General features: G+C 40.6%; 11 protein-coding genes, 3 tRNA genes, 1 rRNA gene and 1 pseudogene. 4 read left to right on the top strand and 12 right to left on the bottom strand.

The genetic code is table 11. The annotated features are described in order from the left end of the window. Positions 1–27: 27 nt before the first annotated feature. The 7 genes and pseudogenes from AC27I2_RS04875 to nudE form a co-directional block, all read right to left on the bottom strand. Positions 28–675 (bottom strand): annotated as a pseudogene (locus AC27I2_RS04875) (magnesium chelatase domain-containing protein); the annotation flags it as partial. 34 nt (positions 676–709) lie between these two features. Next, positions 710–1,324, bottom strand: a complete 615-nt coding sequence (locus AC27I2_RS04870; RefSeq protein WP_058405904.1) for a trimeric intracellular cation channel family protein — start codon at positions 1,322–1,324, stop codon at positions 710–712. A 537-nt stretch (positions 1,325–1,861) separates the two neighbouring features. Beyond that, positions 1,862–1,938: transfer RNA gene (locus tag AC27I2_RS04865), tRNA-Met, on the bottom strand. Between the two features lie 176 nt (positions 1,939–2,114). After that, positions 2,115–2,191 (bottom strand) — tRNA-Met (locus AC27I2_RS04860). A gap of 78 nt (positions 2,192–2,269) precedes the next feature. After that, positions 2,270–2,346 (bottom strand) — tRNA-Met (locus AC27I2_RS04855). 135 nt (positions 2,347–2,481) lie between these two features. Further along, positions 2,482–3,285, bottom strand: a complete 804-nt coding sequence (gene cysQ / locus AC27I2_RS04850; protein ID WP_058405903.1) for a 3'(2'),5'-bisphosphate nucleotidase CysQ — start codon at positions 3,283–3,285, stop codon at positions 2,482–2,484. Further along, positions 3,278–3,850 carry an ADP compounds hydrolase NudE gene (gene nudE / locus AC27I2_RS04845; protein WP_487203908.1) on the bottom strand — a complete coding sequence of 191 codons (573 nt, stop codon included), beginning with the start codon at positions 3,848–3,850 and terminating at the stop codon, positions 3,278–3,280. Before nudE ends, cysQ begins: the two co-directional genes overlap by 8 nt. A 62-nt stretch (positions 3,851–3,912) precedes the next feature. Here nudE and yrfG point away from each other — a divergent pair, with 62 nt between their 5' ends. After that, entirely contained in the window at positions 3,913–4,560 is a 648-nt protein-coding gene (gene yrfG, locus AC27I2_RS04840) for a GMP/IMP nucleotidase (protein ID WP_010557632.1), read from the top strand. Here yrfG and AC27I2_RS04835 read toward each other — a convergent pair. The 3 genes from AC27I2_RS04835 to AC27I2_RS04825 form a co-directional block, all read right to left on the bottom strand. Beyond that, positions 4,557–5,180: a dUTP diphosphatase gene (locus tag AC27I2_RS04835; RefSeq protein ID WP_487203614.1), complete on the bottom strand. Its 624-nt coding sequence runs from the start codon at positions 5,178–5,180 to the stop codon at positions 4,557–4,559. The two genes, yrfG and AC27I2_RS04835, sit on opposite strands and share 4 nt — an antisense overlap. 81 nt (positions 5,181–5,261) lie before the next feature. Then, positions 5,262–5,630 (bottom strand): YacL family protein, encoded by a 369-nt coding sequence (locus AC27I2_RS04830; RefSeq protein ID WP_058405901.1) that lies wholly within the window; start codon positions 5,628–5,630, stop codon positions 5,262–5,264. A 116-nt stretch (positions 5,631–5,746) separates the two neighbouring features. Further along, positions 5,747–5,971, bottom strand: a complete 225-nt coding sequence (locus AC27I2_RS04825; protein ID WP_006791382.1) for a hypothetical protein — start codon at positions 5,969–5,971, stop codon at positions 5,747–5,749. Between the two features lie 311 nt (positions 5,972–6,282). On the opposite strand from AC27I2_RS04825, the gene uvrD reads away from it, so the two are divergent. The 3 genes from uvrD (at position 6,283) to AC27I2_RS04810 (ending at position 11,444) form a co-directional block, all read left to right on the top strand. Beyond that, on the top strand, positions 6,283–8,448 hold the full coding sequence (gene uvrD / locus AC27I2_RS04820) for a DNA helicase II (protein ID WP_058405900.1): 2,166 nt from the start codon (positions 6,283–6,285) through the stop codon (positions 8,446–8,448). Then, positions 8,426–10,498 carry a GNAT family N-acetyltransferase gene (locus AC27I2_RS04815; RefSeq protein ID WP_487203613.1) on the top strand — a complete coding sequence of 691 codons (2,073 nt, stop codon included), beginning with the start codon at positions 8,426–8,428 and terminating at the stop codon, positions 10,496–10,498. The genes uvrD and AC27I2_RS04815 overlap by 23 nt, the downstream gene beginning before the upstream one ends. A 100-nt stretch (positions 10,499–10,598) precedes the next feature. Further along, positions 10,599–11,444 (top strand): chemotaxis protein, encoded by an 846-nt coding sequence (locus AC27I2_RS04810; RefSeq protein ID WP_487203612.1) that lies wholly within the window; start codon positions 10,599–10,601, stop codon positions 11,442–11,444. A gap of 48 nt (positions 11,445–11,492) precedes the next feature. Here AC27I2_RS04810 and AC27I2_RS04805 read toward each other — a convergent pair whose 3' ends face one another. After that, entirely contained in the window at positions 11,493–12,149 is a 657-nt protein-coding gene (locus AC27I2_RS04805; RefSeq protein ID WP_487203611.1) for an NAD(P)H-dependent oxidoreductase, read from the bottom strand. A 535-nt stretch (positions 12,150–12,684) separates the two neighbouring features. Then, positions 12,685–12,799 (bottom strand): 5S ribosomal RNA (rrf, locus tag AC27I2_RS04800). Between the last annotated feature and the right edge of the window lie 126 nt (positions 12,800–12,925).

Here is a 12,925-nt window from a genome sequence, read left to right as displayed (position 1 = left end):
TTTATTGTGTGTAACTAATGACTATGTTAGCAGGTTGTGCCCACCTGCAGCGGCTATTTCTAATACACGTTTAGCGCCGGGCTGGCCTTTTACATCGCTCAAATCAAGTAAAAAGTCAGGTGCCTGCGTGCAATCTGGGTATTCTATATTTAACGGCAACGGCTGCTGGTTTAGTAAATCCCCCCATACCTCTTGGATAGAGCTTACCGCTTTACGTTTTACACCATTTACAAGACTTGCCAAGCTATCATTAGCTACGGGTAAAAAGCAGCAGCGGTTTTGTTCCTTAGCAGCAAGCACAGAAGGTAAAATAGCATTTACTCCACGTACCTCACCGTTGAGTGCAAGTTCACCGTAAAACTCATATTTATGAATATCAGGGCACACTATTTGCCCTGATGCCACTAAAATACCTACGGCAATAGCAAGGTCAAACCGACCACCATCTTTGGGTAAGTCGGCGGGCGCTAAATTAACAGTAATGCGTTGATCAGGGAAACCAAATTGAGAGTTTTCAAGTGCACTGCGCACCCTGTCTTTTGACTCTTTTACTGAGGCCTCAGGAAGGCCCACAATATGAAATGCAGGTAGACCCGTTCCTAAATGAACCTCAACAATAACCTCAGGGGCATTAATACCCACCTGTGCACGAGAATATATACGAGCTAATGACATTCCTTATCCTAATCAGTCCTATGATTAGATAAGTTTAGTCAGGATATTTAAAAACGTGTAATGTGATTTTCCACTTTATTGCTGAAAAACGCAGGAGTAATGTCATCAACATCGCCAATACCATCGCCAGCTCGGTCACAAATGAAAAATACACACTGAGCGTATATACAATACCACCCGCAATACAGGTAATAGCATATAGCTCGCCTTTTAATAACATAGGAATTTCTCGGGCAAGAACATCGCGTATTAAGCCTCCAAAGCAGGCGGTTATTACCCCCATAATAATTGCTGTCATTTCTGGCATACCTGCAAGCAATGCTTTTTGCGTGCCCATTACAGCAAAAAACGCCAAACCGAATGCATCTGCTATTTGCAATGTGTAGTACGGAATTGATTTTTGCTTATTAATAAGCCGAGACGTAATAAGCACAGCAGCTAAAATAGCGAAAAAATAACTCTGGTCATGCAACCAAAATACCGGCACATCTAAAATAACATCACGCACCGTTCCCCCACCAATAGCGGTTACTGTTGCTAATACTACAACCCCAAAGCCATCCATTTTTTTCTCGTAGGCCACTAATGTGCCTGAAATAGCAAACACGGCGATACCGATTAAATCAAACCAGTGGTAAAGTTCTGTCATGTAAAAGTGCGCTTAAAAATATTTCAGCCGTTTTAACATACCCAGCACGGGGTGTTAAGTAATAAAAAACTTAAAATGATTAGTATAAGTAAATGGGGTAAATGTAATCACAGCTTTGTTATTAGGCATCTTATTAGGAGTCACTGAATTTCAGGCATAAAAAAATACGCTTTAGGCGTGTTGCTTTAATAGTGCTTTTTATTTCATTGGTTGCGGGAGCCTGAGCTGATAGAGGGTGAATGCCTCACGCAGTGAAGACGACCTTTGCTGGCTAATGAAGAGTTGAGTCCCGCGAGCTACCCATTTCACTGAATTTCAGGCATAAAAAAACACGCTTTAGCCGTGTTGCTTTATTATAGCTATTTATTTCAGTGGTTGCGGGAGCCTGAGCTTATAGAGGGTGAATGCCTCACGCAGTGAAGACGACCTTTGCTGGCTAATGAAGAGTTGAGACCGACGAGCTACCCATTTCACTAAATTTCAGGCATAAAAAAACACGCTTTAGGCGTGTTGCTTTACTATAACTTTTTATTTCAGTGGTTGCGGGAGCCGGATTTGAACCGACGACCTTCGGGTTATGAGCCCGACGAGCTACCAGGCTGCTCCATCCCGCGCCTGAAATATGCATACTTATTTAACGTTGCTTACATTACAACGTGGCGTCCAATTTAAAAATTGGTTGCGGGAGCCGGATTTGAACCGACGACCTTTGTTGGCTAATGAAGAGCTGAGACCGACAAGCTTTTCCTTAACTAACATTCTACAGTAACCTCAATCCTCTACAGGAAATTGGTTGCGGGAGCCGGATTTGAACCGACGACCTTCGGGTTATGAGCCCGACGAGCTACCAGGCTGCTCCATCCCGCGCCTGTATATTTAAAGTCTATCGACTACTTAATTTTATCTCTTAAGTTAGAGTTTACAGTAACCAAGTTTTATAAAAATTGGTTGCGGGAGCCGGATTTGAACCGACGACCTTCGGGTTATGAGCCCGACGAGCTACCAGGCTGCTCCATCCCGCGCCTGTAATTTCTTTAAAACATTTTCGTAATATTTACGAGCCTGCCTTGAAGAGAGCGCTACTATATAGGAATAAACTTATAATGCAAGGCTTTAACTACTTAAAACTGTTCAAGTGAACAAAAAGCAATCAAAACCTATTCTATACTCGCTCGTTGGTGAGGAGTAATCATTTTTTGAAACTCCCAATCAGGATGGCCCATTACAATAAAATCTGGGTTTTCAGTGCTCTCGCGTTGGTTATACGTTAAAGGGTTAAACTCTGCATCGGTAATGCAACCGCCCGCTTCTTCTACAATAACTTGTGAAGCCCCTGTATCCCACTCACCCGTTGGGCCTATTCTTAAAAAGCAGTCCGCTTTACCTTCAGCAACAATACATGCTTTTAACGAGCACGAACCAACCGCAATGGTTGTAAATTGGCTATTTAAGTATTGGCTCACCGACTCAATTTTCTGACGGCGACTTACCGCTAGCGTTAAACTTTCAGGCGGAGCTACGTATATTTGTGTGTCGCTCTTTTCTTCACGCTTAAAAGCACCATTTTTTGCACTCGCAAAATACGTAATACCTTTTGACGGCCAATGAATAACACCCAGTACAGGGTGGTTATTTTCAATAAGCGCAATGTTTACAGCAAAATCACCACTTTCTAAAATAAACTCACCAGTGCCATCCATGGGGTCAAGTAACCAATAACGCTGCCAATCTTGCCTGTCGGCTAATGCAGGGATAGGCGTTTCTTCCGACATGATTGGAATATCAGGCGCAAGCGCCTTTAAGCCTGCAACAAGCACATCATTTGCAGCTAAATCGGCCTTAGTTACTGGTGTGTGGTCTGATTTTTCTTGTTGGCCAATATCATCTTTTTTGTATATAGCCATAATGGCATCGCCTGCACGTTCGGCTAATTCAATACAAGGTTCTAATAATTTATTCATCGGCAGCTCCAGATGCTAAGTACTTATCTAATAATAGCAAAGCGGCAACACTTCGTGCTTCGGTAAAATCATCTTGCTCTAATAATGACTGCCATTGCGTTAATGGCCACTTAACAACAACTAAAGGCTCAGGCTCATCGCCAAGGAGCGTTTGCGGATATAATTGCTTAGCAAATAAAATGTGCATAGTGGCATTAAAATAACTGGGTGCCATGGTCACTGTTTTTAATGGTTTAAAAAAGTTTGCGCCAAAACCTACTTCTTCTTTTAGTTCTCTATTAGCAGCTTGCTCTGGCGTTTCGCCTGGGTCGATAAGTCCTTTGGGAAAACCTAGCTGGTAGTCATTGGTGCCAGCGCAATACTCACGCACTAGCAGCATTTCGTTATCGGCCGTTATAGGCACAATCATTACAGCACCCCTGCCACCACCTCGAATACGTTCATACTGACGCTCTTCGTCATTCGAGAATTTTAGCTCTAAAGATTCCACAGTAAATAGGCGACTTTTAGCGACAACATTATTACTTAGGATTTGAGGAGGTGTTGGATGCTTTTTCTGTGTCATTGGCGTTAATTTGCTATCATGGCAGTTGTGCTTAATCATAAACTTTTCACAGGGAAAAGCCCATGCTAAATTGGTCAAAAATCGATACCGTTTTACTTGATATGGACGGAACACTTCTCGATTTACATTATGACAGCCATTTTTGGTTAACTGTTCTTCCACAACAACATGCCTTAGCCAAAAATATAAGCTTGAGCGAAGCAAAAGAAGATATTTTTAAACGCTACCAAGCTGTAAGTGGCCAAATTGAGTGGTACTGCTTAGATTATTGGGAAGATCAGCTTAAATTACCAATTATGGATCTAAAACGAGAAACACAGCACCTTATAAAAGTACGTGATGACGTGCCCTATTTTTTGACGGAGCTTAAAAAAGCAGGAAAAGAACTTATATTGCTTACCAACGCGCATCCTGAAAACGTCATGATGAAATTTGAACACACCGCAATCGATAATTATTTAGATGGTGTTGTGTCGACGCATGAATATGGCGTAAGCAAAGAGCAGCAAAGTTTATGGCACCAAGTACAAAACGATTTAGGGTTTAACAAAACACGTACTTTGTTTGTTGACGACAGCGTAGCTGTATTAAATGCCGCAAAAGAATACGGCATTGGACACTTACTTGCGGTTGCTAACCCCGACAGCCAGCAACCACACAACGAAATAGCCGATTACTTAAATGTAACCGACTATCGTACTATTATTTAGCTTTTTGGGTAACGTGCCTCAAGGCCTTGGTAAACTAACTTTGCAAAGTCTGCATGTTCGGTATCAAGGCTTTTAACCACTTCAACCAAGTGTTCGTTATCTTCTTGGCCGTTCCATACTTTAATGTAGCTACCATCTTTATAACCATGGTCTTGGCGGAAAAAATTTAAGGTGTTTTTACCGACGTAACCACGGTATAAATCGTCAATACCCATGCCCATTTGTGCCATACAACCGGCAAAGGCTGCTGCATTAAACGCTTTATCTGCAACTGCAGATGCCGCAAGTATTTCTAACGTTTGTTTGAAGTCGTCCGCTTGCTGTACTTGGCTCAACTCACTTTCTAATTGCTTTGCTAAGTCTTGATAGCTTGTTTTACCGTCAATACGTAGCGACAAACCAAAGTGAAAAATATCAACTAATTCTAAAATAACTTGCTCGGTATCGGGTGTTTGTTTTTTCCACCACTTCCAGCCATGGTGATCTAGCATTTCGGCACACTCAACCCAAATAGCGCGATACCATTCAAACCCTTGTGTAAACCATTGCTCATGCACTTTTGTATTCATGGCGTTTTGCATTTCTAGCATGACTACTAGCTTATTTAAATTGGCAGACATATCAATTCCTGTCGTTTTTAGTTGTTTTAATAATACAGAGAAAACGCTGTTTTTGCATTTGCTATGTCTGTTTTAGTTATTTTATCGATTACTGGTAAACTCATACCACGACTCGATTAAATCAATAAAGTCTTCAAAACCACATCCACTGCTTAAGTCGTTTTCTTCAAGCATTAAATCGTCATCTTGATAGGCAATTAAGTCTTCGCTGTCTTGGTGCAGTGCATGCGCTTCAAATAAGGCTTCATCTTTAGATAAAATTAAATCTATTTCTTGGCCTTTTAAAGTCACAGGCTCAAAGCTCGTTTTTACCGACGCAATAAGTGCTTGCACCATAGCCACTTTGTCTTTGCCAATTTCTTCGTTTAACCAACGGCCAATGATTGCATGCTCGCTGCTTATTTTAATGCGCAGCCCACTAATAGGGTCGCGAATAAATTGATATTCCATAGGGTTTGCCTGTAAATCTTTAATTGCGTAATTATATACGTAAACGCCCGCAAACCACAGGACATATAAAGCAAAATAGCGCCACACGGGCGCCATTTTATTCAGCTCTAAAGCCGTTAACTTCGCGATCTATAACGCGCGGCGTCAATAATTGACCATAAGTAAATAATAGGCACTAATACAAAACCAACGAGTACATATATAAGTGCGTAACTTATGACAATAGCTAGCGCAAAAAATATAGCAGCTAAAATACGCCCTTGTACTAATTGCCCTAAACCAGGAAAAAATATATTACACAACGCAGCAATTACATTACCGCCAGACCCTTGATCAGCCATACTCACCTCTGTAGTTAATTAATTTTAAATTTTAGTTATTTACTTACTATCACACTTTATGCCAATTTATTAAAGCTTAAAAATCAGTTAGTTAAATTACGACCCTCTAATTGCTTTGGTATTTTTTACTAAATATAGGTCAATTTGATTATTTTTATTATTAATTTTAGTCACTTATCGATACTAAAACTAGCCAGCTGATTGGTTTTAGAGGTTATTTTTAGAATAGCTGTTCATAAAAACAGTATTTTATTTAGCCTAACAAAAACACCTGTTATACTGCCCTCAATATTGATTAAAAAGGCGTAACGATGGACGTTTCAGAATTACTCGATGGCTTAAATGACAAACAACGCGATGCCGTTGCAGCCCCATTACAAAACATGCTGGTATTGGCGGGTGCTGGGTCTGGTAAAACACGAGTGTTAGTTCATCGTATTGCGTGGCTTATGCAGGTTGAACAAGCCTCTGCTTATAGTATTTTTGCGGTAACCTTTACCAATAAAGCAGCTAAAGAAATGCGCACTCGTGTTGAAGAAACCTTAAAAGCACCGGTCGGTGGCATGTGGATTGGTACTTTCCACGGTTTATCACATCGAATTTTACGCGCTCATCACCGTGAAGCTAACTTACCAGAAGCCTTTCAAATTTTAGACTCTGACGACCAACTCCGTATGATCAAGCGCTTATTAAAATCAATGAATATTGATGATAAAAAGTGGCCAGCTAAACAGTTTGGCTGGTACATAAGCGCTAAAAAAGACGAAGCACTTCGTCCTAAAGATATTCAAGCCTACGATATAAACGAGCAAATGATGCTGCGTGTATATGCCGCCTATCAAGAAGCGTGTGACCGCGCTGGTTTGGTCGATTTTGCTGAAATACTGCTACGCAGCTATGAAGTATTAAAAAATAACCCGACGTTACTTCGTCACTACCAACAGCGCTTTGCGCATATGCTGGTAGACGAATTTCAAGATACCAATACCATTCAGTACGCATGGTTAAAGCTGCTCGCAGGCGATACGCAAAGTATTATGATTGTGGGCGATGACGACCAAAGTATTTATGGTTGGCGCGGCGCTAAAATAGAAAATATAAAACGTTTTTTAACTGACTTTGACGCCGAAACTATTCGCCTTGAACAAAATTACCGCTCAACTGCAACTATTCTTAAAGCATCTAATGCGCTTATAAAAAATAACTCAGAGCGCATGGGTAAAAGCTTGTGGACCGATGGCAACGAGGGCGAGCCTATATCAATTTACGCCGCCTTTAACGAGCTAGATGAAGCACGCTTTGTAAGCAGTAAATTACGTAGCTGGTTAAATGCCGGTAACGCGTTACAAGACGCCGCCATTTTATACCGTAGTAATGCGCAATCTCGTGTACTTGAAGAAGCCATGCTACAAGAAGGATTAAAGTACCGTATTTACGGTGGTATGCGATTCTTCGAGCGTCAAGAAATTAAAGATGCGCTATCGTACTTACGCTTAGTCGGTAATCGCCAGGACGACGCCGCATTTGAACGAGTAATTAATACCCCTGCACGTGGTATTGGCGACAAAACTTTAAGTCATATACGCGACTGCGCCCGTGCTGAGTCACTTCCGTTATGGTACGCAGCGAAAGCTATTGTTGAACAACAGCACTTATCGGGCAGAGCAGCCGGCGCTGTTAGCAAATTTGTTGAGCTGGTTGAGCACATTGAAGACAAAATTAGCGACCTTACATTACAAGAGCAAGCTAAGTATGCAATTCAAACGTCTGGCCTTATGGCTATGTATCAGGCAGAAAAGGGCGAAAAAGGTCGTGCTCGTGTAGAAAACTTAGAAGAGCTTATAAGCGCGTGCGATCAGTACGAACTCCCTGAAGAAGAAGAGTTTAGCTCACCACTACAAGGCTTTTTAGCTTATACCTCGCTTGAGTCTGGTGAAGGGCAAGCCGACGAGCACGAAGATGCCGTGCAAATGATGACTCTGCATTCAGCTAAGGGCCTAGAGTTCCCGCTTGTATTTATGGTAGGCGTGGAAGAAGGTATGTTTCCATCGCAACAAAGTAATGAAGAGTCTGGTCGTTTGGAAGAAGAGCGTCGCCTATGTTACGTAGGTATGACCCGCGCTATGGATAAATTATACATTAGCCACGCCGAAAGCCGCCGCCTATACGGACAAGAGAAATACCATAGCCCTTCACGTTTTTTACGCGAAATTCCTGAGGACTGCGTTGAAGAAATTCGTATCAAAACGCAAGTTTCGCGACCACCGGCAGCAGGACGCTTTAGTGCATCAGTCAGCCATGCCGCCTTTGAAGACAGCGGCTTTAATTTAGGCCAACGTGTACTGCATGCTAAGTTTGGTATTGGCACGGTTCTTAACTATGAAGGCAGCGGCGCGCAATCGCGTGTACAGGTAAACTTTGATGACTTAGGCAGCAAATGGTTAGTAACGGCTTATGCACGATTACAAGCTGTATAAAGCTCACGTAAACACGTTAGAAAAAACACTGGTTGGCGCTTATCATCGCCAACTTGTGCTCATTACTGGCAGTACCGCTTGGTGCTACAAGCTATTAGGTGAATTACTTCAAACTGAAAATACACTCGTCGTTTCTAAAAATACCTCATTAAATAACGCGCAGTGGCCTAATCGTACCCATCAAATTTTAGGGCAAGAATATTCACACGCCGTATACGATGGCTTTAGTGGCTTACACCCTGATATATTGGCTGCCATTGCAGGTACGGTAAAAGCAGGCGGTATATTATATTTACTGCTACCAGAATTAAGCGAGCTTTCAACTTGGCCAGATCCTGCGCTAAGCACAGTGCAGTCTCACGGGTATAAAGTAAGCTATAGCTTCTTTAATGAACGCATTGCCCGCGTTATACAATCGTTACCCGCTTTTCATTTCAGTGAATTACATGGCTGTACACGTAATATCACTAGCGAAAGCTCTACCAATAAAATAGATTCTGAACCGCAACAGCATTGTGTAGAAAATATAATTAAAGTGGCTCATGGTCGCGCTAATCGCCCTTTACTTATTAATGCCGATAGAGGCCGTGGTAAATCTGCAGCGCTTGGACTTGCTGCTGCAAAACTTATAGATAAAAAAATACTACTTTGCAGCACACAATTTAAAGCCACTCATAGTAGCTTTAAACATTTAAGCAATGAGTTAAACATCCCCTTCGAAAGTCAAAGTAAGCAACTTGCCAATTTACAGTATATTGCTCCAGATTCATTATTAAGCTCGTTGCCAGAGTGTGATTTATTACTTGTTGACGAGGCAGCTGCAATACCTGTTCCTCTGTTGTTCAAAATGCTTAAGCATTATCCGCGTATTGTATTTGCAAGCACTTTAGTAGGCTATGAGGGCAATGGTAGGGGTTATATAATTAGGTTTAGTCAGTATGTTAAAGCAAAGTACAAAGCCGCTAATATTGTCACACTTGATGCACCGTTAAGGTTTGCAAAAGCCGATCCTTTAGAACGCCATATACGCACTTTGCTCGCACTCGAAGCACAGTACGAAGAAACTCAACGCAATGGCTTAAATAACCTAGTCCACAGTGAAATTACTCAACACCAACTCACAAACAACGAGCCGTTACTTGAGCAGGTTATCGCATTACTTTCCTTAGCACATTATCAAAGTAGCGTTAATGATTTACGCCAGCTACTTGATGCGCCTGCGCAACGATTATTCATAACCCAGATAAATAACCAATTAGTGGGAGTGTGTTTAATCTCTATAGAGGGCGGATTAACCACAGAGCTTACTGAGCAAGTACTAAAAGGTGAACGCCGCCCTCAAGGGCATTTAATGGCACAGACTCTCTCGCAGCTAAGCAATGATCCCCAGTGCCTTACTCAATTCTCTGCCCGCGTAGTAAGAATTGCTGTTGCTCCTAACCTTCACAGTCAAGGGCTAGGTAAAGCGCTACTGAGTTACTGCGAATCAAAAGTAAGTAATGAGTGTTATTGGTTTGGAGCTAGTTTTGGCGCCACCTATGAACTATTAAAATTTTGGCAAAGCCAAGGATTTAGTACCATAAAACTTGGTTATCAAAAAGATAAAAGCACTGGCGAACACTCAGCACTCGTTGTGAAGTATTTAAACAACAATACAAGTACGCTGAAACAATTAAAAGCTGATTTTCAAAACGATATATTTTATGCCTTACTCACACACTTTAAGCACCTTGACTGGCAGCTTGTAAGTGTACTTATTGCCCCGTTTACAAATAAGCCTATAAGTACAGATACGCAAAAACGTATAGCACGACAACTTAATAGTCATTTTTCTCGATTTAGTATTTCGGCCACTATTTGGCAAGTTATCACTGAGACGCCCTCAATCATTAATTACTTAACACAAAGCGATAAGCAATTATTAATTAAGTTAATTTTGCAAAATGAAAGCGATAAAAACCTTATTGAGCAATTAAATATCCAAGGTAAAAAAGAGCTTGAAACACACTTTAAACAAGCAGTGTTAAAACTTACTAAAGCTATTAAATAATCAGCCTCCTTAATACAGTGATTAATTAACATAGTTACTTAAGCTATTTGGTGGATTTGTTCTATTCTTAATACATTGATGGGTAAATTAAGATAAAGGCATGGAATTAATAAACTTTAAAGTGGGCTGCAAAACCATTTCACTAAAAATACTTGATATCTTATTAACCGAGCGCTTTGATAATAACCTCACAACACTACCAAACAACAACAAAAGCTTTATTGGTGTTAAAGATTATATGGATATCCCTACTCCAGTTTTCGATTTAGGAATTATTTTAAATAATATATCAACGGAGCAAAGCAACAAGCATATTTTAAAACAGCTAAGATCATGGCAAGACAAACAAACTAGCTGGTTCAATACACTAGAGAGAAACCTCTTAACTCAATCAGAAACATTAACTATTAATGAAACTGAGCTTCAAGACTTTATTATTTTTTACCAAGAGTTCAATACCGACAACCCTGATTTAAAGCTTACTATGTCTCGCTTTAATGAACCTTTCGAATCATTACTCGCACAAGCTAAGCAAGCCGTCACCGCTCACAAGCAAGGTGAACATAAGCAGGTAAACAACTTACTTAGTAAAATAAAAAGTAGCAGTATTGCTCAGCTAGAGAGACTGTTTGAATCTGCAAAAGAGCAAATTACTTTAGATTACAAACCAATAATTGTATTCACAACAAAAGACGGTATAAACCCACATGTGGGGCTACTCGTCGATAAAGTGGAAGACAGCCTAGATTATAAAAAAGAAGACATCAAACCCTTAGATAAGCTAACTGATATAGGCTTTGATATAGACCCACAAACTAAAGGTATGATGCGAGGCCTAATAAAAATGGCCGAAAACCATAGTGTGCTTATCGATCCTAGTGTCATATTTAAACCTGCTACGCTGCAAGAAGAAACCGAAAAAACAGAAGCATATGGCTTATTTTAAACACAAAAAAGCCGAGAGAGCCTCGGCTTTTAAATAAGGTTTACTATGCTAAACAGTTGTAATAATGTCTTCTAACGCTAGACGCGCTTTTGGTAAACCATGGTTCCAGTCTTCATCGGTATTAGGGTAACCCATAGCTAGCGCAACTTCACAAATGTGTCCATCAAGCTCAGCGCTAAACTTTTCACCAATTAAGTCTGGGTCTACACCCTCCATAGGTGTAGAAGCTATGTTTAAACGCGCTAGAGTATGCATTATATTACCTAGTGCTAAATAAACTTGTGCTTTAGTCCAACTACCGTTGTAGCCATTTTCATCTGTGTTCATTTCAGCAAATGCATATGCACCCATAAAGTTATCACGCATATCTGCTGGTAGGTGGCCTGAGCTTACCTCTACGCCAACACGCTTCGAAAACTTCTCTTTAGTAAACTTAGGGTCATAAGCAAGTAAAAGCGTGTGCGATGCCTCTTTAGCATGGTGTTGATTAAACTGGTGCTTGTTAGCGAATGTATCGTGTAAACGGTTCTTACCTTCTTCACTTTCTACTAGAACAAATTTCCAAGGTTGAGAATTGATTGAAGAAGCCGACAGACGAATAGCTTCTTTAATTACTTCCAGATCTTCTGTAGAAATACGTTTTGATGCATCATATTGCTTTGCAGTGTATCTATTATGTAAGTCTTTAATGATTTGGTGAGACATGCTTTTCTCCGTCTTAATGTAAGTATTTAAATACAAGATGGAGTTAGTTTAATTGCTTAAAGAGCATTTGATAATTAGCAATAAAGTTAAAAGACTTTATAAAAAAAATTGATAATAGATAAACCATATCTCTCGACTAATTGATCTAACTTAAACGAATGTTACTGTATTAGCCGGCTAAAATATTGAGTGATTTTAGTGTGATTAAACATGCTTTGTTCACAAAGAGGCGCTTCGCTTTGGAGACGCTGTGCTTTAGAGAAGAAATGCTGGATATTACTTTTCTATAAACGTAAAAAGCCCGACTCTTTCGAATCGGGCTTTCTTGTATTTGAAGTCGGTGCGCTACGCATTAGAATGTCCTAACTTTCACATAGCAAATGGGATACTATCGTTGGGCTGGGCGGCCTTGTGCGGGGCTCGCCTTCGAGCTGTTTTGTTTCGCTATTGAGTTCGGCATGGCCTCTTGGCTATTTACTAAACCCACACAGCAAAAAACCCGTCACATTTCTGTAACGGGTTTCGCTTATTTGAAGCCTGGTAATGTCCTACTTTCACATAGCAAATGCTACACTATCATCGGCGCTGTTTCGTTTCACTACTGAGTTCGGCATGGGGTCAGGTGGGTCCAAAACGCTATTGTCACCAAGCAAATTTGATGTCAGTCCGTATCGCTACGCACTAACTAAAATTTGGAATTTCTGATAATAAAATGTCTTCAGTAATCTACTTTAGTTATATTAACTTCTTCGCTTGTTTCACTATCACACAAAACG

The organism is Pseudoalteromonas sp. NH0006-46, assembly GCF_057547735.1.
The sequence above is the reverse complement of the archived record's forward strand: the minus strand, read 5'-3'. Positions and strand labels throughout refer to the sequence as shown.

What these genes read in the sequence shown, in the direction of transcription:
- AC27I2_RS04835 (WP_487203614.1), bottom strand. Translation starts at nt 5,180, where the DNA reads ATGTCTGCCAATTTAAATAAGCTAGTAGTCATGCTAGAAATGCAAAAC.
- nudE (WP_487203908.1), bottom strand. Translation starts at nt 3,850, where the DNA reads ATGACACAGAAAAAGCATCCAACACCTCCTCAAATCCTAAGTAATAAT.
- yrfG (WP_010557632.1), top strand. Translation starts at nt 3,913, where the DNA reads ATGCTAAATTGGTCAAAAATCGATACCGTTTTACTTGATATGGACGGA.
- AC27I2_RS04810 (WP_487203612.1), top strand. Translation starts at nt 10,599, where the DNA reads ATGGAATTAATAAACTTTAAAGTGGGCTGCAAAACCATTTCACTAAAA.
- AC27I2_RS04825 (WP_006791382.1), bottom strand. Translation starts at nt 5,971, where the DNA reads ATGGCTGATCAAGGGTCTGGCGGTAATGTAATTGCTGCGTTGTGTAAT.
- AC27I2_RS04815 (WP_487203613.1), top strand. Translation starts at nt 8,426, where the DNA reads ATGCACGATTACAAGCTGTATAAAGCTCACGTAAACACGTTAGAAAAA.
- AC27I2_RS04870 (WP_058405904.1), bottom strand. Translation starts at nt 1,324, where the DNA reads ATGACAGAACTTTACCACTGGTTTGATTTAATCGGTATCGCCGTGTTT.
- AC27I2_RS04830 (WP_058405901.1), bottom strand. Translation starts at nt 5,630, where the DNA reads ATGGAATATCAATTTATTCGCGACCCTATTAGTGGGCTGCGCATTAAA.
- cysQ (WP_058405903.1), bottom strand. Translation starts at nt 3,285, where the DNA reads ATGAATAAATTATTAGAACCTTGTATTGAATTAGCCGAACGTGCAGGC.
- AC27I2_RS04805 (WP_487203611.1), bottom strand. Translation starts at nt 12,149, where the DNA reads ATGTCTCACCAAATCATTAAAGACTTACATAATAGATACACTGCAAAG.
- uvrD (WP_058405900.1), top strand. Translation starts at nt 6,283, where the DNA reads ATGGACGTTTCAGAATTACTCGATGGCTTAAATGACAAACAACGCGAT.